The 17,537-nt window shown below is 25.8% G+C and carries 22 protein-coding genes and 1 CRISPR repeat array; of the genes, 16 read left to right on the top strand and 6 right to left on the bottom strand.

The genetic code is table 11. The annotated features are described in order from the left end of the window. Positions 1–2: 2 nt before the first annotated feature. From cas1 to csn2, 3 genes are read left to right on the top strand one after another with little or no spacing between them, the layout of a single operon-like run. Complete coding sequence (cas1, locus tag QOZ84_RS06935; RefSeq protein ID WP_284132227.1) at positions 3–872, top strand: type II CRISPR-associated endonuclease Cas1; 870 nt, start codon at positions 3–5, stop codon at positions 870–872. After that, the gene (cas2, locus tag QOZ84_RS06940) at positions 869–1,189 is read left to right on the top strand and encodes a CRISPR-associated endonuclease Cas2 (RefSeq protein ID WP_284132228.1); all 321 of its coding nucleotides are present in this window, start codon (positions 869–871) and stop codon (positions 1,187–1,189) included. Before cas1 ends, cas2 begins: the two co-directional genes overlap by 4 nt. Next, positions 1,186–1,881: a type II-A CRISPR-associated protein Csn2 gene (csn2, locus tag QOZ84_RS06945; protein ID WP_284132229.1), complete on the top strand. Its 696-nt coding sequence runs from the start codon at positions 1,186–1,188 to the stop codon at positions 1,879–1,881. Before cas2 ends, csn2 begins: the two co-directional genes overlap by 4 nt. A gap of 96 nt (positions 1,882–1,977) precedes the next feature. Continuing rightward, positions 1,978–3,201: a CRISPR direct-repeat array (repeat unit 36 nt; unit sequence GTTTTAGAGTTATGTTATTTTAGATGGTATTAAAAG). 280 nt (positions 3,202–3,481) lie between these two features. Here the strand turns inward: csn2 and QOZ84_RS06950 are convergent. The 3 genes from QOZ84_RS06950 to QOZ84_RS06960 form a co-directional block, all read right to left on the bottom strand. Then, entirely contained in the window at positions 3,482–3,628 is a 147-nt protein-coding gene (locus tag QOZ84_RS06950) for a YvrJ family protein (RefSeq protein ID WP_284132230.1), read from the bottom strand. Positions 3,629–3,707: 79 nt separating this feature from the next. Beyond that, entirely contained in the window at positions 3,708–3,938 is a 231-nt protein-coding gene (locus tag QOZ84_RS06955) for a DUF2922 domain-containing protein (protein ID WP_284132231.1), read from the bottom strand. Positions 3,939–3,977: 39 nt separating this feature from the next. Beyond that, positions 3,978–4,196 (bottom strand): DUF1659 domain-containing protein, encoded by a 219-nt coding sequence (locus QOZ84_RS06960; protein ID WP_284132232.1) that lies wholly within the window; start codon positions 4,194–4,196, stop codon positions 3,978–3,980. Between the two features lie 302 nt (positions 4,197–4,498). On the opposite strand from QOZ84_RS06960, the gene QOZ84_RS06965 reads away from it, so the two are divergent. From QOZ84_RS06965 to QOZ84_RS06980, 4 genes are all read left to right on the top strand, one after another. Beyond that, positions 4,499–6,211, top strand: coding sequence for an ATP-binding protein (locus tag QOZ84_RS06965; RefSeq protein WP_284132233.1), 1,713 nt, complete (start codon positions 4,499–4,501; stop codon positions 6,209–6,211). Between the two features lie 406 nt (positions 6,212–6,617). Continuing rightward, positions 6,618–6,875: a Mor transcription activator family protein gene (locus QOZ84_RS06970; RefSeq protein ID WP_284132234.1), complete on the top strand. Its 258-nt coding sequence runs from the start codon at positions 6,618–6,620 to the stop codon at positions 6,873–6,875. 51 nt (positions 6,876–6,926) lie between these two features. Beyond that, positions 6,927–7,580, top strand: a complete 654-nt coding sequence (locus QOZ84_RS06975; protein WP_284132235.1) for a hypothetical protein — start codon at positions 6,927–6,929, stop codon at positions 7,578–7,580. A 1,311-nt stretch (positions 7,581–8,891) separates the two neighbouring features. Then, positions 8,892–9,215 (top strand): recombinase family protein, encoded by a 324-nt coding sequence (locus QOZ84_RS06980; protein ID WP_284132236.1) that lies wholly within the window; start codon positions 8,892–8,894, stop codon positions 9,213–9,215. A gap of 223 nt (positions 9,216–9,438) precedes the next feature. On the opposite strand, the gene QOZ84_RS06985 is transcribed toward QOZ84_RS06980, so the two are convergent. Beyond that, entirely contained in the window at positions 9,439–9,900 is a 462-nt protein-coding gene (locus tag QOZ84_RS06985; RefSeq protein ID WP_284132237.1) for a hypothetical protein, read from the bottom strand. Positions 9,901–9,970: 70 nt separating this feature from the next. Between QOZ84_RS06985 and QOZ84_RS06990 the strand changes: the two genes are divergently transcribed. From QOZ84_RS06990 to QOZ84_RS07010, 5 genes are all read left to right on the top strand, one after another. Beyond that, positions 9,971–10,213, top strand: coding sequence for a hypothetical protein (locus QOZ84_RS06990; RefSeq protein ID WP_284132238.1), 243 nt, complete (start codon positions 9,971–9,973; stop codon positions 10,211–10,213). A 125-nt stretch (positions 10,214–10,338) separates the two neighbouring features. Continuing rightward, complete coding sequence (locus tag QOZ84_RS06995) at positions 10,339–11,280, top strand: hypothetical protein (protein ID WP_284132239.1); 942 nt, start codon at positions 10,339–10,341, stop codon at positions 11,278–11,280. A 167-nt stretch (positions 11,281–11,447) separates the two neighbouring features. Further along, entirely contained in the window at positions 11,448–11,912 is a 465-nt protein-coding gene (locus QOZ84_RS07000; RefSeq protein ID WP_284132240.1) for a GNAT family N-acetyltransferase, read from the top strand. A 163-nt stretch (positions 11,913–12,075) separates the two neighbouring features. After that, complete coding sequence (locus QOZ84_RS07005) at positions 12,076–12,957, top strand: hypothetical protein (RefSeq protein ID WP_284132241.1); 882 nt, start codon at positions 12,076–12,078, stop codon at positions 12,955–12,957. A 75-nt stretch (positions 12,958–13,032) separates the two neighbouring features. Continuing rightward, a complete protein-coding gene (locus QOZ84_RS07010) occupies positions 13,033–13,578 on the top strand; it encodes a DUF5986 family protein (RefSeq protein WP_284132242.1) in 546 nt (181 codons plus the stop codon). A gap of 171 nt (positions 13,579–13,749) precedes the next feature. On the opposite strand, the gene QOZ84_RS07015 is transcribed toward QOZ84_RS07010, so the two are convergent. Beyond that, entirely contained in the window at positions 13,750–14,178 is a 429-nt protein-coding gene (locus QOZ84_RS07015) for a helix-turn-helix transcriptional regulator (RefSeq protein ID WP_284132480.1), read from the bottom strand. An 84-nt stretch (positions 14,179–14,262) separates the two neighbouring features. Between QOZ84_RS07015 and QOZ84_RS07020 the strand changes: the two genes are divergently transcribed. Next, complete coding sequence (locus QOZ84_RS07020) at positions 14,263–14,493, top strand: hypothetical protein (protein ID WP_284132243.1); 231 nt, start codon at positions 14,263–14,265, stop codon at positions 14,491–14,493. Between the two features lie 192 nt (positions 14,494–14,685). Further along, positions 14,686–14,874 (top strand): hypothetical protein, encoded by a 189-nt coding sequence (locus tag QOZ84_RS07025; protein ID WP_284132244.1) that lies wholly within the window; start codon positions 14,686–14,688, stop codon positions 14,872–14,874. 88 nt (positions 14,875–14,962) lie between these two features. Here the strand turns inward: QOZ84_RS07025 and QOZ84_RS07030 are convergent, their stop codons facing one another. Further along, positions 14,963–15,844 carry a LysR family transcriptional regulator gene (locus QOZ84_RS07030; protein WP_284132245.1) on the bottom strand — a complete coding sequence of 294 codons (882 nt, stop codon included), beginning with the start codon at positions 15,842–15,844 and terminating at the stop codon, positions 14,963–14,965. A gap of 219 nt (positions 15,845–16,063) precedes the next feature. Between QOZ84_RS07030 and QOZ84_RS07035 the strand changes: the two genes are divergently transcribed. Then, the gene (locus QOZ84_RS07035) at positions 16,064–16,885 is read left to right on the top strand and encodes a nitroreductase family protein (protein WP_284132246.1); all 822 of its coding nucleotides are present in this window, start codon (positions 16,064–16,066) and stop codon (positions 16,883–16,885) included. A gap of 162 nt (positions 16,886–17,047) precedes the next feature. Further along, complete coding sequence (locus QOZ84_RS07040; RefSeq protein WP_284132247.1) at positions 17,048–17,524, top strand: hypothetical protein; 477 nt, start codon at positions 17,048–17,050, stop codon at positions 17,522–17,524. The last annotated feature ends 13 nt before the right edge of the window (positions 17,525–17,537 follow it).

A 17,537-nucleotide genomic window follows, 5' to 3' on the forward strand; every position in this document is an offset into this window, starting at 1 on the left:
TTATGAGTTGGAGAACTGTTGTAATATCTAATAAATGTAAGTTAAGCTATAAAAATAATTATTTACTAGTAAGAAATGAAAATATAAATATGATTCATTTATCAGAAATAAATACCTTAGTAATAGATACAACTCTTGTATCTATTACTGCCACTTTACTGTGTGAATTAATGTCTAAGAAAATAAAAGTAATATTTTGTGATGAAAGACATAATCCAAAGGGAGAGATAGTACAGTATTATGGATGTCATAACACTAGTAAAAAAATAATGTCACAAATAAAATGGAAAAATACTATAAAGGATAAAATATGGACAGAGGTTATAAAACAAAAAATAAATAACCAAAGCTTTATACTAAAAAAGAATGAAAAAGAAAACGGGGACAAACTATTAGAATACGCAAAAGAAATTCAATGTGGAGATAAAACAGATAGAGAAGGGCACAGTGCTAAAGTATATTTTAATAGCTTATTTGGTATGGATTTTACCAGAGATAATAGTAGTGAAATTAACTCAGCTCTAGATTATGGATATTCTATTTTATTATCTAGTTTTAATAAGGAAATAGTAGCTAATGGATATTTAACTCAACTTGGAATACATCATAAAAATGAATTTAATTATTTTAATTTGTCATCAGATTTAATGGAGCCATTTAGACCAGTAGTTGATGATATTGTTTATCTAAATAAGGAAAAATATTTTGATAAAGATTTTAAGCTGAAATTAATTGATATCTTAAACACTAAGTTAAAAATAAACAACGGAAATTATTATTTATCAAATGCTATATCACTATATATTAATAGTATTATAAAGGCATTGGAATCTAGTGATATAGATCAAATTTTAAAGGTGGAGGTGCTATGAGTTACAGATATATGAGAGTAATTATATTTTTTGATTTGCCAAGTACAACCTATGAAGAACGTAAAAGCTACACTAAATTTAGAAAGTTTTTACTTAACGAAGGTTTTATAATGATGCAAGAATCTGTTTATAGTAAAATTGCATTAAATTCTACAACATCTAAACTTATACAAGATAGGGTTAGAAAAAATAAAGCTCCAAAGGGTATTATACAAATGATGGTTATTACAGAAAAACAGTTTGCAGGAATAGAATATGTTATAGGAAATAATCAAAATAATGTATTAGATAATACCAAAAGGCTGGTGGTATTTTGATTACATTAAGATTTGTAGGTTTTGAAAATTTAGTTATATTTGATGAAAGATATGTAAACCTTATTGAAATTGCAGAAAAAGAATTATTTAAAAAGACTGTATATATAATAAATAAGTATAGTAAAAATATAGAGGATGGTAACGATATAGTTTTATTAAGTAATGATAATAGGTTAGAGATATCTAAAAATATATTGGTGGTAAATGATTTTTACAATATTGATATAAATTCTAATAAAATTTTAAAAGCATTATACAATGAGGTAGAAATACAGTATAATTATGAGTATGGAGAGGAAAATTTACTTAAAAATTTAGAAAATATATTTAGTAATTTACACCAAATTTTATGCTCTTATGATTTTGAAGTAGAATATAAGAGAGAATTAAAAGTTGCTGAGTTACTTAAATGTGTAGGGCTTAAGTTTAATGAGTATTATTATGATAATCCACTTGATAACTTGATTTGTTTATTTGATTTAATATCATTGTTTAAATTATATAAAATAATAGTTTTGGTTAATATGAAGTTGTTTTTTAATGATGAAGAAATAGTTGAGATATATAAGTCAGCATTACATAGAAATATAAATCTATTAATTTTAGAGCATGGTCAAGAAAGTAAGCTGCTTGAGTATGAAAGTAAGATCTATATAGATAATGATTTTGATGAATTTGTTTTAAAAAAATAAAGGTACTATTTATTATAGCAGGCATTTGTTATGTGTCTTTTCTATAAATCTAGTTTAGTTACGCTATAAAATATAATAATGTAGATTAAATTTGAGGTTTTAGAGTTATGTTATTTTAGATGGTATTAAAAGCTTTAAACTTAATATAACTTATGAAAGTTTGTTTTAGAGTTATGTTATTTTAGATGGTATTAAAAGTTAAAGATAATGTGTTTTGCCCGGAATTATGTTTTAGAGTTATGTTATTTTAGATGGTATTAAAAGCAATGTTGGACAGTAAATTAACATATCTTAGTTTTAGAGTTATGTTATTTTAGATGGTATTAAAAGCCTAAAACTATATTAGATCAATTTACATTTGTTTTAGAGTTATGTTATTTTAGATGGTATTAAAAGAGCTAGTTATAACTACAAGTCATCAAAAATGTTTTAGAGTTATGTTATTTTAGATGGTATTAAAAGAAAAGAGTATGCTCAAAATGAAGAAAAAATGTTTTAGAGTTATGTTATTTTAGATGGTATTAAAAGTTTCAAGTTTCTAATATCTGTAATCATATCGTTTTAGAGTTATGTTATTTTAGATGGTATTAAAAGAAGAGGTTGCTGATATAAAAAGACTAGCAAGTTTTAGAGTTATGTTATTTTAGATGGTATTAAAAGAACAACTTTTGGAAAAAGAACAATTGAAAAGTTTTAGAGTTATGTTATTTTAGATGGTATTAAAAGCTTATCTTTTTCGATAGTGATATCAAGCCCGTTTTAGAGTTATGTTATTTTAGATGGTATTAAAAGTGCAGCATAGTAGAATTGACTATGTTGATGGTTTTAGAGTTATGTTATTTTAGATGGTATTAAAAGCATATAGACCAAATAGATAGGATGACATATGTTTTAGAGTTATGTTATTTTAGATGGTATTAAAAGCAAATTGAAAATTGTAACCACCTCCCTGTAGTTTTAGAGTTATGTTATTTTAGATGGTATTAAAAGAGAGGATTTTGCTGAAGAATTAGGCTTACAGTTTTAGAGTTATGTTATTTTAGATGGTATTAAAAGAGCACTCATAAAGGAATGCTTTATGGCAACGTTTTAGAGTTATGTTATTTTAGACGGTATTAAAAGTTAATTCTTATAATTACTTTAAAAAGACTTGTTTTAGAGTTATGTTGTTTTAGATGGTATTAAAAGTAATAGTTGATAACAATGGCAACAAACAGGGTTTTAGAGTTATGTTATTTTGGATGGTATTAAAAATTAAGTCAAAATGCAGTAAAAATAGAAACAGTTTTAGAGTTATGTTATTTTAAATGGTATTGAGGGCAGTTGTAATAATTCTATTATTTTTAGGGGACACGTTGGGTCTAGTAAAACTCACCGAAGCTTAGCTACTGCTGATTTTAAAGAGGGGTATAGATATGGAATTTAAACCTTTAATAGGAATTTCTTATGAATTATTATTAGAAATAGCGTTAATAATTTTTATAGGTGTATCTGTATATAAGAAATTTAAGAATAAAAGTTAAATATTTTTTAGAATAAGAGGATAAATCTAAATTTATTTTATGTGAATTTTAGATTTATCCTCTTTATTTTTAGGTTTTTATTTCATACTTATTATATTCTTAGATAATTCATTAATACTATCAGATAGAATTTGTAGTTTTCCTTCTATTCTAACCAGCAAATACATACTAAGAGCAATAGGGAATCCTACAGAAGCTATCAGAGTTTGAATTTCTGAATTCATCGTATACACGTCCTTTCAATAAATTTAGATATTATAAAAGCTATGCAAGAGATAAAAAATCTCATGCATAGCTTTTTTACTACCCTATAACTAAGTCATAAGGAGTAGTGTCTGTAGCAACAACTTTAGCTTCAACAGCTGCTATTAAATCCATTCCATTTGGAGCAAATATATTTTTAGCAACTATTAAGTCCATAACAGATTTTATCTCAGCTTCAGTTATATCATCTTTAGGATCTTCTACTGATAAAGATACTTTCTTATCTTCATGATTCTTAAAAGTCATAATTAATCTTTTAGCAATTTCCATTAAAAAAGTCCTCCTTTCATTGAGTTTTAATATGAAAATCTAGGCACCCAGTATTGTGTTATCTATCTTCTGTATGTCTAGTAAGTTATGTTCTTGTAGCGTTGCGATAGCTTCGGCTACGTCAAATGCATCTTGTAAAGAAGCATCGTGTTTCAAGTATGAATAAGATTTAGATCTAGTTTTAGATTTACCATTTTCCATAGGTAACTCAAATCTTATTTTTAAGCTTGAAGGGTTCTTTATTTCAACAACTGCCATATGTAGGACCTCCTTTTTGATTTTTTAGAAGCTTACTTCTTGAGATAAGTATAGGTGGTTATAGTTTTAGGTGACATTAAAGAATTTTAGAAAAATATTTTAATTATAATGTGATTATATAGATTGAAATCTTGTGAATTAAAGTTAGATTAATATATACAAGGAAGAGTATTTTAAAGAAGTTTATAAAATACTTAATAAACGTATAATTAATGGTATAATATTTTTAATAATAGTAAAAGCAGGCATATTATAAAATGCATAAATATAAATTATAATATTGAGATAAAGGAGATATTTAATTGAAAAGTATAAAAGAAATATTATCTATACTAGAAAAGCTAGAACATGATATAGCAGATAAATTTGAAGATCAGGATTTAGATTTTAAAGAGTGGGTTTCTAGGCATGGAGATAAAAGAAAAAATGATAAAGAGTCAATTGATATAATAGTTGAAAATTGCGTATCTATGGCAAATGGTGGAGGCGGAAGTCTTGTAGTTGGAGTTAGGGATAAGCTAAAAGGTAGAGAAAAAGCTATACTTGGAGTTCCAGTAGATATAGATCAGTTTGAAATAATGAAAAAGGTGTTTGATAGAACAGATCCACATATAACACCACAAGCAGAGATTATAGATGTAGATTATGGAACAGGTAAAATACTAGTTGTAAATATACTTGCAGGAAATCCTCCATATACACAAACTGATGGTTCAGCAAAGATAAGGATAGGTAAATCGTCAGAACCACTAACAGGATCTATAAGAGGTAATATACTTACTGAAACTGGAGACAGTGATTTTACAGCAGAGTTAACAAATGAGAACTATAAAGATGTTATTTCTCCTAGTGCAATGGAAAAAATAAGAGAAATAATGGAAAAAGAAAGAGCAGCAGATGAATTGAAAGCCATGAGTGATGAAGATTTATTAAACTCAATAGGTGCATTAAGAGAAAATAAACTTACTAAGGGGGCACTACTTTTAGTTGGTAAGGAACAATCTATACAAAAGTATATACCTTATTATAGTTGGGGATATAGAAAAATGTTAAGTGACACGGATTATAGTATAAAAGATGGAGCAAATACTGCTATATCTATTGGGTTATATGATATAGAAAGATATGTGGATGCTGACAATCCAATAACTACAATTGAGGTAGGATTTGTTCATCCAGAAATATATATGTATCCTAAGATAGCGCTTAGAGAAGCAATATTGAATGCATTTTTACATAGAGATTTTAGAGTATCAGGTTCAACTTTAGTAAAACAGTATAAAAATAGAATAGAGATTACTAATCCAGGGAGCTTTATAGGTGGTATAACACCAGATAATATCCTTCATCATCCATCAAAAACTAGAAATCCTCATTTAGCAGATTTAATGGATAAGCTAAAACTGGTTAATAGAAGTAATTTAGGTGTTCCTAGAATTTATAAAGCATTATTAATTGAAGGTAAAGAACCACCACAATATAGAGAAATAGGTAAGTCAATAGAATTAATTATAAATGCATCAAATATATCAATAGAATTTATAAATCTTCTTAGTAAAATTATTAGAGATAGACATAATTTAGATGTAGACCATTTGATTATATTAAATTATTTAATTAAGCATAGAGAAATAGACTTATTTGAAGCTAGTAGAATAACTCAAAGAGGATCAGGCCAGGCTAGAGAAGTTCTTAGTTATATGGAAAACAATCTTAAAATAATAGAATCTAGTGGTGCTATAAGAAATAAAATATATATTATGTCTTCTAATGCATATGATATTTTAGGTGAAAGTACAGAGTATTATAGAGATAGGAGTTTAGATGATGCTAGTATGAGATTAACAATAGTATCAACTTTGAAAAATAAAGAGAAACTTACAAATGCGGAGATAAGACAAATAACAGGATTAGATAGGAAAAGTGTTATTAAGCTTATGAAAACATTAGAAGAGCAAGGTGTAAAACTAAAAAGTGCAGGAAGAGGTTCATATTATTACTTAGATAATAATTAATGAATGATTAAATTAAATAAAAATAATATATAGAAAATTAAATGTCCCAATAAATGTCTCAAAAGGACATTTATTGGGACATTTATTAAATACAATTCTTTAATTTTATGAACAATAATAGATAAATATCGTTGAAATACGTTGAAATACTAAGATTCTATAAGTTTATAAATATTAAGACATTATTGTGAAAATAGTTCATAAATGGGACATTTAATGAGACATTTATAATATATGAACAGATTATATGAGTTCTTATTGATAAGTTTAAAGAAGCTTATTTAATAGTAAAATTTAGGATATATGTTGAAAAAAGTAGAAAGTTTATCCCTCATAGAGGCTGATATAGATGATAGAATATATATAAGTATTTTATTAGATGTATTGATTTTATGGGGGTGTTTTAATGTTAGATTATTTAACTAAGGATGATTTACCAGAATCACTTAAGGATATTGTTGATGCTATAGGTATGGATTGTGTTAAGGAGTTGATTAGGTTAGCTGGTGGAAGTAGTTTATATATTCCTAGTGAAAATAGTGTTATTAAACCTGTTAGGAATAAGATTATTAAAGAAAATTTTAATGGTAATTACAAAGAGCTATCAAGAAAGTTTGGTATAAGTGAAGTTCAAGTTAGAAATATTGTTAATTTGAATAGTTAATAAGGGGATAGAGATTAATTATTAACAAAGTTTATTTAGAGGGGTATATATATGTATAAAAAATTAAAGTTACTATTATTGACACTTATATCAATAATGATGTTAGTGGGGTGTCAGCAGACTCAAACTGAAAACAAAATAGAAACAAAAACAGATATGCAGTCTAAAGATAGGATAAATATATCATATGAGAAACTATCAGAGAAGGAGAATAGTTTATTAAATGTAACTGGAAATAATGTAGTTAGATATAATATAAAAAATTTGCCAAAGGATAAAAAATATAAAATTGAGTTGTTTTATGAAGAATATAAAAAAGGAGAAAAAATAAGAGAAGACAGTATAACTGGTATATGCAATGACGACAAAAGTCCTAAAATCGAGAGTGAGTTTTTAACTCTTAATTATCAAGAAGATAAAATAAGATTTGTCTTTGGGGAAAATGAGGGATATGCTAGTGGGGTTTATGAAATAAAGGATAAGTTTGAATATAGTGCACAAACATATTTATGCAATGATATCGATTTGGAATTAGGAAAAGAAACATATATTTACCAAGCTTCTAAAGGTAAAATTCAAGGCAATCAAAATTATTTTGACCATATTAAACTAGGGGAGCCTATTGATAAAAAAAGCTTTGATAAAATAGTAAAAGATAGTGAAGGTGAAGTTTTAGTTAAACTTGTATACGAAGAAATAAAATAATATTTAACGATTGTGAAGTGATATCATATGCAAGCAAATAAAGTTCTTCTTCAAAAGATATATATAAATAATAATGGAGTTTGATATATCCATTGTAGAGGGTATGAATATTAATGTTAGGGTATGGGATTAAAGAACATAAGGAATATGTAAATTAGATATGGCAGGGCGGCGTATCCTGCATCTCTGGTTACTATCTATAAGATAGCGTATTGGGAGCCATTTCCAACTTCAAATCTAATTAATATAAATGGTAGGTTATAGTAGTACGAATTCCAACTTGCTAGATAAGCTATTTAAATAATACTGTAGAAGTTTGGGTATGTCAAATTTGGTTTTAAAAGAATAAGTATTTAAGGTAGATAGTTGAAGTATGAGCAAAAACCGCTCATATCTCAACTATCTTCATTTGTATTCTGGGGTCAAAAACTTTAGGGTCTAGTCTGACCTCACAGATTATGGCAAAGAGCGCCATAAACAGTGATGCCAGACTTAAAACCTAGTGCGTTGGTTACTTGTAAGTTTTATAAAAATAATATATGTAAAGCAGAAGCTATTACTCTATATATTTAAATCTTAAATAATATTATATTAGCTTATATGTCTGGGACTACTGTTAATTGTAATGTATATATATTCAATTTAGTTATGTCTAAATAATACTTTTGTAATTACACTTATATATCTATACTAAGTTTTGATACTTATGGAGTTTGGCTGTCGCCACCGTGCTTTTCGTTACAATCTTTTGAGTAAAAAGCACTCAAAAGGATTTTCACTACAATCACTAACTCAAAACCATCCTCTTTTAAAAATTATCTGTATTTTGTTAGCATTTAACTTTTAAATAGACTATCAGATATTCGAAAAGATTGGCCTACGGCCATGCCCCTTTGACTAATCCCAAAAGCACTCACACTACTCACTACTAACATACTTCGCAAACATCATATTTCATATCAAGTCTGCTACGTATCTTATCCGCTCGTTTGTGTTCGTAGCTTTTGGGATAGCCATTCACTGCCCTGTCGCCCAATGCCCCTAGTTTTTTTCGTAAAAAGAAAAAATAGTAAAAAGAGTTTATTGAGTTGTTCCGTCTATTATTAGTATCAAATACAAATAGATCTGACTAAGTTTATAATTTCAAATTTAGATTATTGGTCAAGGGGGACAAATTTATTTATTATTAAGATTTATAGATTTGTAGGCTTATATCGTGAATTGATGAGTTTGGTTTTTGGATTAATTTGACTGGAATGATTAAGATATTAAAAGAATTTAAAGTTGATTTAGTAAGCATAACAGAAATGTTTGCTATCTTCGACTGCACAAGGAATGTTATTTTTACAAATGCTAGGATCTTTCTCTGAATTTGAAAGGCAATTGATAGTGGAGAGAACAAAGTCAGGTCGACTTGCTAAAGGTGAAAAGAAATTATATCCTGGTGGCAAAATTGCTTTTGGTTATAATTTAGTTGATGAACACTTAGCGATCAATTGTGAAGAAGCAGAAATAGTTAAAGATATTTTTAAAATGAGATGCAAAGGAACAACTTATACTAAGATAGCTGAGAAGCACTCTATGAGTAAACAAAGAGTATCTTATATGAGGGTAAAGTTGAAAAAAATAAAATAAGCTTTGATATTCCAAGTATAGTTACATATTATACTTTTATCAAAGCTAATAAAATAGAAAGTTAGATTATTTTTAAACTTAGAGAACGTGAATCATTCTCTAAGTTTAACCTTGAAAATTGAAAGGGTCAATAAAATGTAAAGAATACATAGATAGTTTAAAAGTTTCAATACCAAATGATAAAAAACCTTAAAATTGTACTTTAAGTACTAGTTATGTATTTTCAACTTAGATTTTCTAAAGATTTAAAATATTTCTCTATAAAATCTATATTTATATCTTTTTTTAATTCTAGATAAAATATATCATCATTGTGTTTATTCTCATGCGTATTAACAATACTTATATATCTATTATAAATTGAAATTTGATATAAAAGTCCGGAGTCTCCACATATATTAGCACAATAATAAATATTACTTGATTTTTTATTAAAGTTTAATTCACTTATTTTTTTTACCTCAAGAGATTTTAAATAATTTTGTAGTTGCATGATTTTATATTTATCTTGTGTTTGTTTAAATGAAGATTTATTATCTGAAGAAACTAAAATTAATTTGGTTTTATCCATATTAAAATTTTTAAATACTACCTTTTCTAAAGAATAGTATTTAGGATAGTATAAAAATACACACATAAATATTGTAACTAACAGGGATAAAAAAAGTATCTTTTTATTTTTCATAGTACCTCCTATAGGATAATTCATATATATTATTTCTTATATGCTATTTATGTTAAAAGATGAAAATATAATGATACATTCAATTTATAATTTTAAAGAAGAAAAAATGTATTTTAAAAATTTAGACGAAGAAGATTATCAGTATTTAGAAAGTATTGATAAGATAAAAGAGTGCTATTTTAATATCTATGAGGAAGATGAAGAAATGCTTGAATTTTTAATTGATAAAATTAAAAATAACGATAGTTTAATTGATAAGATCAAATCGAATTCTAGTGATAAATTATTATTTGTCTATGAATATGTAAAATAAGAAGGGTTTTAAATTTAAAAATCATTAAAGAAGATAGGAAAGAGCTCAATACTTTTTTCTATTTTGTATGTATTTTATTTGAATAATAAAGGAAAACTAAAAAAAAAGTATTGAGAGGACAATTTATGATTAAAAAATATTTTACAAAAAGATATTTATTTTCGCTATTATGTACTTTAATTATTATTTCTTTTATTATACAAATAAATAGAATACCAATTTCAGAGGCTATTTCTAATAGAGATACTATTGAATTAACACCTATGCAAAGTACATTTTTAAAAATAGCAACTATGAAAGAAGAAAATATTCAATTGAAAAAGAGCGATATAGAGAGTATGATTAATAAATTTGAATTAAAAGGTGTAAATCAAAGAACTATTGATGTTATTAGCACGTATTCACACAATAATGAAAATATATCAATATATACTACATCATTAGATAATTCATCTAAAGTAGAAGGAATTATCTATAAAATGTATGACCCAAGCAAAAAAATTACTATGTTAAGATCACAGTATAGTGATTTTGAAAAAGATGGAAAGTATATAAGATTAGAAGTATCATCTAATTCTATTGATGAAATTGATAAGCTAGCAATAAAGCTAAATGCTAAATTTATAAATACTAATTTATACTCTGATTATTTAAGCATTTATAATAGAATATGTGATAATTCTAAGTTGAATATAGAAGATTTAACAAAAATAAATTCTAAATTTAAACCGGACACAGATCATGCATACAAAAATGATACTCATAACAATTTTAAATTAGATAAGGACAATTTTAATGCTATAACATTAGATACTAATAAATCTACTAATGAGTTTTTAGATATGAATTTAAACTCATTTTTAAATGTAAAAGGTGAAATTAATGACTTATCTAAAACTAAAAACGATAATTTATGTACAACTTTAATTAGTAAATTAGACAAAAAAGGACTAGAATATTACAATTTTTCTAATGAAGACAATCTTGGACATACTTTAATGTTATTCAAGGGAAATAGTAAAGAATTAAAAGAAGTATTTTTACAAACTATAAATTTTACTAAATAACAGTATGATAAAGATAGTGATAAAAGAGTATAGTTGATTAATTGACTATACTCTTTTAGTGTTCAAAAAAACATGTGTTATTGTGAACGCACTTAAAGTAAAAGTTCTGATATAATTTAGATATAAAATGATTCAAGATGAATGATAAAAATATTAGGGGGAGAATTATGTTTAAGATTATAGAAATACATGATATTGAGCTTAAATCTAATGTTACTGATTGCATATTAAGAAAACTTCCTGAGTGGTTTGATATTGAAGAGGCTATAGTTGAATATGTAGAAGGTGTAAAAGATACTAAATTTTATGTAGCTTATGACTTAGAGAAACCTATTGGGTTTATAAGTATAAAGCATAATAATGAGTACACATCAGAAATATATGTTATAGGAGTATTAAAAGAATATCAAGGTAAGCATGTAGGAAAATCATTAGTTGAGGTTGCTAATAATACATTAGCCAACATGGGTACTAAATTTCTTCAGGTTAAAACACTAGGACCATCAAATCCAAATAAGTACTATGCAGATACAAGGAAATTCTATCAAGGTGTCGGTTTTTACCCATTGGAAGAAATAAAAGAACTTTGGGATGAGATAAATATATGTTTAATAATGATAAAAAATATTTAATTAAAAAGCAGTCATAAATTTTAATAAACTGTTCAATAAAACATATCTTTTCGTGAACATATTTAATTAAGCTAATGATATATCTAAAAGCATTGATAATACAATTAAAACTGTATATGAAATTAAAATAACCTTTTTATATACAATATTAAAGAATAAGGAAGTGATTTTTATAAATATAATTAGTTCAATGAATAAAATATTTACAACTAGAGAACAAGCTATGATAATATGGTTTGCAATAACTTTTATATTTTGTATGAAGAATAAGAGCATAAGAAATAGTTTAAAAGATATAGTAGAGTTAATTATCAAACTACTATTAAAAATACCAGGAATGGTTATGATCACTTATATAATAATACTTGGATGTACATTAAATAAGATAGGATACTTGCAATCTACAATTATAAAAGATTATATATTTTGGAGTATATTTGGACTTATTCCTATAATAAATACTATAGTAAGTAAATATAAAACAATAACAGTATTAGAAATACTAAGAGAGGTGGTTAAGTTTAGTATCGTACCTCTTTTTATAATAAATACATATACAATGAGTTTATTATCAGAATTAATTATAATACCTATATCAGTTATGTGTACAATGGGTATAGTTATGTGCGATTCAAAAGAAGAATATAAAGCAGCTAAAAATGTATTTAACTTTGTAATAATAGCTATATTTATTGTGATGATATACGTTGCAATTAAAGGATTTATTATTAATGTTAATGACTTAAAAGATATAACATTTTGGGAAGGTATAGCAATTGATATAGTATGCATTATAGGTTATATACCTTTAATAGTGTATTTTAGATGGTATTTATTATATGAGCAAATAGGAATGTTAATAGGTTTTAGAAGTAAATTAAATAAGTGTGTTATATACTTAATTACATTAAAAAACTGTTTATTTATAAGAAAAAAATTGGTATGCATACTAGAGAATATCAATGAGTTTTATAGGATTGAAAATTGGAGAGATTTAGACAGTAGAATTAAACAAGTTTTGGATAAGGTTTATAATGTAGCTTAAAGTTAGAGGTACAAGTAACATATTTAGCTCAATCTTAATATAATAAATATACTAAGATTAGTAGGGGGCGAATATATGGATAAAACAAAACTTGACATACGACTTATAACTAAAAGTGTAAAAAAAGTATATGATAAAGACATGATAGAGTTTCACAAACATTATAATTTAACAACTAGAAATGGTGACCCAGGCATGAGGTGGGACTTTATAAATACTAATATAGAAGAAAGTTTTAAGGATGAAATTTATAAAACATTATTGGTTAAAAGGGGTTATTGGAATCAGATAGTTATATATAATATACATGATAAAAGATTGTATTTTGTTATGAGAGAATATAGATATAAAGATGTTAAAAAGGATAAAAAGAGAAAAAATCTACATTTAATACAAATATTAGGATCAGTAAATGAAAAAGATAAAAGTGAGGCTTCTATTGTTCTTAAACAAAAGTTACCAGAATATGTTTCTAAAGCTAAGGAGTATATACTAATAACTTATGAGTATAATGAGAATAATGGCAAGTGTGACTTTATAGGAAGAAAAATAACATCTAAATTTAAATATGACTATAAGCAAGAGTGGAATAGTGATTTAGATTTAGAAGAAGCTAATTAAAGTGATTTTAGTAAACTTGAATAATTAAATTCTTTGGGGAATTTGGAGTATTACTATAAATTGAATTTATAACCATGTGTCTTAGTATAAAAATATATGTATAGAAAATTGTTAGAATTAGTACAGTTTAATAGATACTACTAAAATGATTAGTAGTATCTATTTTATTATTTAAATTAAGCTATATTTTATTAAATTAGACTCAACTCTAGAATAAGTTACTATACTCATAAGTACACCATCTTCCCATAGGCTATAACCTTTTTCAGAAATACCTATTAATTTAGCTGCATCTCTTTTTGTTAAGTTGTTTTCTAATCGCCATTTAAATAAGCTATCTTTAAAAGTAGATGATTTAAATAAAAATTTTGAATAACCTTCACTACATAAAATATTAAGATTTAATTCAAAGCCTAATTTATTAATGGAATCTAAATTAGGATAAAATTCCTCACGTTCGTAAGATCCTATCATGCTATGTTTCATACCAACTTTATTACCAAGCTCATATTGAGATAACCCCATAGATAATCTAAGCTTCTTTAGTCTTTGTCCAAAGGTATCTTCTGGTAAATGACTATAATCATATAACTTATGAATAAACTTTGCATTTAGAAAGGTCTCGCAGAAGCTATATGTACAGGAAGTCTAGCAGGGCACAATGCAGCTAGAAGTTGTATAGGGATGTATCTAATACAACTACCTACAAACTTGCTTATAGGAGACTTCATAGCTTATTCTAATAATGAAATGAGCAAACTAGATGGAGATAAACTGAGATTTACATTTGCTGGTAGTATTTATTTTAATAGAATGAAAGAACTAGGTTTTTATAGTACAGATAAGAGTACTATTTGTGATAGGGTTAAAAAAGTTGGTTTAGAGGGACTTTATAATAAAAAAATAATAGAATGATAAATATATCCTATGAAGTAGACAGCAAAAACCTACTTTATAGGATGTTTTTGTTGTTTTAAATAGATAATTGTAAATATAAAAGAAGGGAATTAAGTAGTTAAAGGAGAATGAATATTATGATATATAAAATCATAATATTTAATAAAGAGCAACTAGATAAAGTCTTAAAAATATAAGGGGGATCACAAAATGAAAACTTTGAAACTGGATGGAGATCAGATTAACCTAATAAAAAGAGCAGTAGATCATTACAATGAAGATATTGAGAAAGAGTATTTAAGACTTGTAAACACAGCAATTACAGAGGAACAAAGAAAATTACATACAAATGAAAAGGCAACAATTGAGAGCCTAAATGCTAAATTAGGTAAAAAATAAAAAATGTGCATCTAAAAATGAAAAAATTATAAAATACATAAGGCACTTACTTTTATTTAGTAGGTGCTTTATATATTTTATAAAATTATTATTTATAAATTGATGATATAACATAATCTTTAAATGCTTTTGCAACAGGCGACATATAAGAATTTTTAAGCCATCCCATATAAATAGTCCTATCTTTGATATTTTCTTTAATTTTTATAATTGAAACAATATTTGTGTTAATAAGTGGTGTATTAGGAACTATAGAAATACCTACACCCGCTGCCACTAATCCCTCCAACATACTAGCATCACTAGGTTGTATAGAAATTTTAGGGATATACCCTAATGATTTAGAGTAAGAAATCATCTTATCCTTATTTACCTCACAAGAGGCAACAAAAGATTCATGTTTTAAATCTCTTAAAGAAATCTCAGGTTTATTTGAAAGACTATGATTTTTAGGAACGATTAAAACATATTCTTCTTTCTTTATAGAAATAGATTCAATTTCGTCATTAAACTCAATACTATCTATGGAATCATAAAATCCTAAATCTATTTTTCCGTTTTTTAAATCCTTTAATATACTTCTTACACATTGATGATTAAATTGGAATTTAGCATCAGGATTAATATTTAAAAAACCACTAATTATAAATGGCATAAAAAACGTACTCACAGTAGAAGTAGATGATATAGAAATAGTGCCTGTATTAGGGTTTGTTATGTCTTGTAATTCTCTTACTCCTTTTTCAATTTCAGCTAAAGCTATATTAGTATGAGCTAAAAATATTTTTCCAAAGCTAGTAAGTTTTATGTTACGGCCATTCTTTTCAAATAAAGGCACATTTAGTTCTTCTTCTAATTTTGATATTGATTTGCTCAAAGCTGGTTGAGTTACTGACAGTAGTTGAGCAGAAAGTGTGAAACTTTCAGTTTCGGCTATTGATTTGAGATATTGTAACTGTTGTAAATTCATTTGGGGCTCCTTAGTAGTTAGTAGATTTTTTATAAAAATAAACATTCTAATAATGAAACATATAACTAAAAGTAATAGTTATATGAATTACATTAAATAGACATAGTAGAATTTATAGTGGTATAATCACAAAAGATAGAATTTAAATTATGAATAATACATATCAATTATAAATATTATTTATAGTTGTGTCAAAAATATACTTAAGGAGAGATTTTTATGATGAATGTAGATAAAGATAAGTGTATAGGTTGTGGATTATGTGTGAAGGACTGTTTTGTAAGGGATATAGAGCTTATAGATGGAAAAGCTAAAATAAACAACGTGACTTGTTTTAAGTGTGGACATTGTATAGCTATATGTCCTAAAGGTGCAGTATCTACAGATGAATATAGTATGGAAGATGTAGAGGAATATAATAAAGAAAAATTTGAAATAGATGCAGACAACTTACTAAATTTTATTAAATTTAGAAGAACTATGAGACAATTTAAAAACAAAGATGTAGAAACAGAAAAAATTTCTAAAATTATAGAAGCGGGAAGATTTACTCAAACAGGAAGCAATAGTCAAAATGTCTCTTATATTGTAGTGAGAGAAGGGATAGACGAGTTAAAAGAAATGGCATTAGAGAGTTTAAATGGGTTAGGTGAAAATATACTTTCTAATTTAAATCCACAAACAATGCCATTTAAGAGATACGCACAAATGTGGATGAATATGTACGAAAATTATAAGTTAAATCCAACTGGAAAAGAGCAATTATTTTTTAATGCTCCAGCTATAGTATTAGTTGTATCTGATTCACCAGTAAATGCAGCCTTAGCTTCTTCTAATATGGAACTTATGACTAATGCATTAGGTATTGGAACTTTCTTTAGTGGATTTTTCGTAAGAGCAGCACAAGGGAATAAGAAAATTATGGATTATTTAGAATTAGCAGAAGGAAAAGAAATTGTTACATGTATGGTAATAGGATACCCTGATGTTAAATATTCAAGAACAACACCTAGAAAAAATGCAGATATAAGTTGGAAATAAAATAACATAATTCACAAAACAATAAAACTAAGTAGATTAATTTGTATGCATTATTAATTTACTTGGTTTTTTTATTGAAAATATATTTTCAATAAGAAGAGGTAAAACATCGGTGCATGTAAAATATACATATATAAATAAAAAATTAAAGGGTGTGTATATATGGACATTACAGAAGTAAGCTATAGAATGTTTGAAATATATGCTAGAGAATATAAAAAACTCATAAATGAAAATGAAGAAATAAAAATACCATATATAGAAAGTAAAATGAAAGAGGTTAGTGAAGAATTAACGTATTATGTAAAAGAAACTTGTAAGCTAGATGTAGAATTTAAACAAAATAGCGATGAAATTCCAGATCCGATTAAATATTTTATGGAAAATGGAAAACCTCTAAATCCATATGATTATATAAATAATACTTCATGGGAAGGTTTTTGGAAACAATGTAGCGGAAAAGACTTAGAATATTTTATATCCTATTTAGAATATCCAATAATATATCCAAAGCATGAAAACTATTTAGAAGGTGATAGATGTTTGTTAAAAGTATTTACAAAAGAGACTGGATTATCAAAAATACCATATGGAGTAAAATGCGCCCAAATTATAAATAAAAAATATTTTATTAAATAAAAAATATTTAAAT

Origin of the sequence: Romboutsia sedimentorum (assembly GCF_030131845.1) — a bacterium.
In the GTDB taxonomy this organism is placed as follows: Bacteria; Bacillota; Clostridia; order Peptostreptococcales; family Peptostreptococcaceae; genus Romboutsia_D; species Romboutsia_D sedimentorum.

Excerpts from the sequence above, each read along its gene's own strand:
- cas1 (WP_284132227.1), top strand. The coding sequence starts at position 3 with ATGAGTTGGAGAACTGTTGTAATATCTAATAAATGTAAGTTAAGCTAT.
- cas2 (WP_284132228.1), top strand. The coding sequence starts at position 869 with ATGAGTTACAGATATATGAGAGTAATTATATTTTTTGATTTGCCAAGT.
- QOZ84_RS06950 (WP_284132230.1), bottom strand. The coding sequence starts at position 3,628 with ATGAATTCAGAAATTCAAACTCTGATAGCTTCTGTAGGATTCCCTATT.
- QOZ84_RS06955 (WP_284132231.1), bottom strand. The coding sequence starts at position 3,938 with ATGGAAATTGCTAAAAGATTAATTATGACTTTTAAGAATCATGAAGAT.
- QOZ84_RS06960 (WP_284132232.1), bottom strand. The coding sequence starts at position 4,196 with ATGGCAGTTGTTGAAATAAAGAACCCTTCAAGCTTAAAAATAAGATTT.
- QOZ84_RS06970 (WP_284132234.1), top strand. The coding sequence starts at position 6,618 with ATGTTAGATTATTTAACTAAGGATGATTTACCAGAATCACTTAAGGAT.
- QOZ84_RS06975 (WP_284132235.1), top strand. The coding sequence starts at position 6,927 with ATGTATAAAAAATTAAAGTTACTATTATTGACACTTATATCAATAATG.
- QOZ84_RS06985 (WP_284132237.1), bottom strand. The coding sequence starts at position 9,900 with ATGAAAAATAAAAAGATACTTTTTTTATCCCTGTTAGTTACAATATTT.
- QOZ84_RS06990 (WP_284132238.1), top strand. The coding sequence starts at position 9,971 with ATGATACATTCAATTTATAATTTTAAAGAAGAAAAAATGTATTTTAAA.
- QOZ84_RS06995 (WP_284132239.1), top strand. The coding sequence starts at position 10,339 with ATGATTAAAAAATATTTTACAAAAAGATATTTATTTTCGCTATTATGT.
- QOZ84_RS07000 (WP_284132240.1), top strand. The coding sequence starts at position 11,448 with ATGTTTAAGATTATAGAAATACATGATATTGAGCTTAAATCTAATGTT.
- QOZ84_RS07010 (WP_284132242.1), top strand. The coding sequence starts at position 13,033 with ATGGATAAAACAAAACTTGACATACGACTTATAACTAAAAGTGTAAAA.
- QOZ84_RS07020 (WP_284132243.1), top strand. The coding sequence starts at position 14,263 with ATGTATCTAATACAACTACCTACAAACTTGCTTATAGGAGACTTCATA.
- QOZ84_RS07025 (WP_284132244.1), top strand. The coding sequence starts at position 14,686 with ATGAAAACTTTGAAACTGGATGGAGATCAGATTAACCTAATAAAAAGA.
- QOZ84_RS07030 (WP_284132245.1), bottom strand. The coding sequence starts at position 15,844 with ATGAATTTACAACAGTTACAATATCTCAAATCAATAGCCGAAACTGAA.
- QOZ84_RS07035 (WP_284132246.1), top strand. The coding sequence starts at position 16,064 with ATGATGAATGTAGATAAAGATAAGTGTATAGGTTGTGGATTATGTGTG.
- QOZ84_RS07040 (WP_284132247.1), top strand. The coding sequence starts at position 17,048 with ATGGACATTACAGAAGTAAGCTATAGAATGTTTGAAATATATGCTAGA.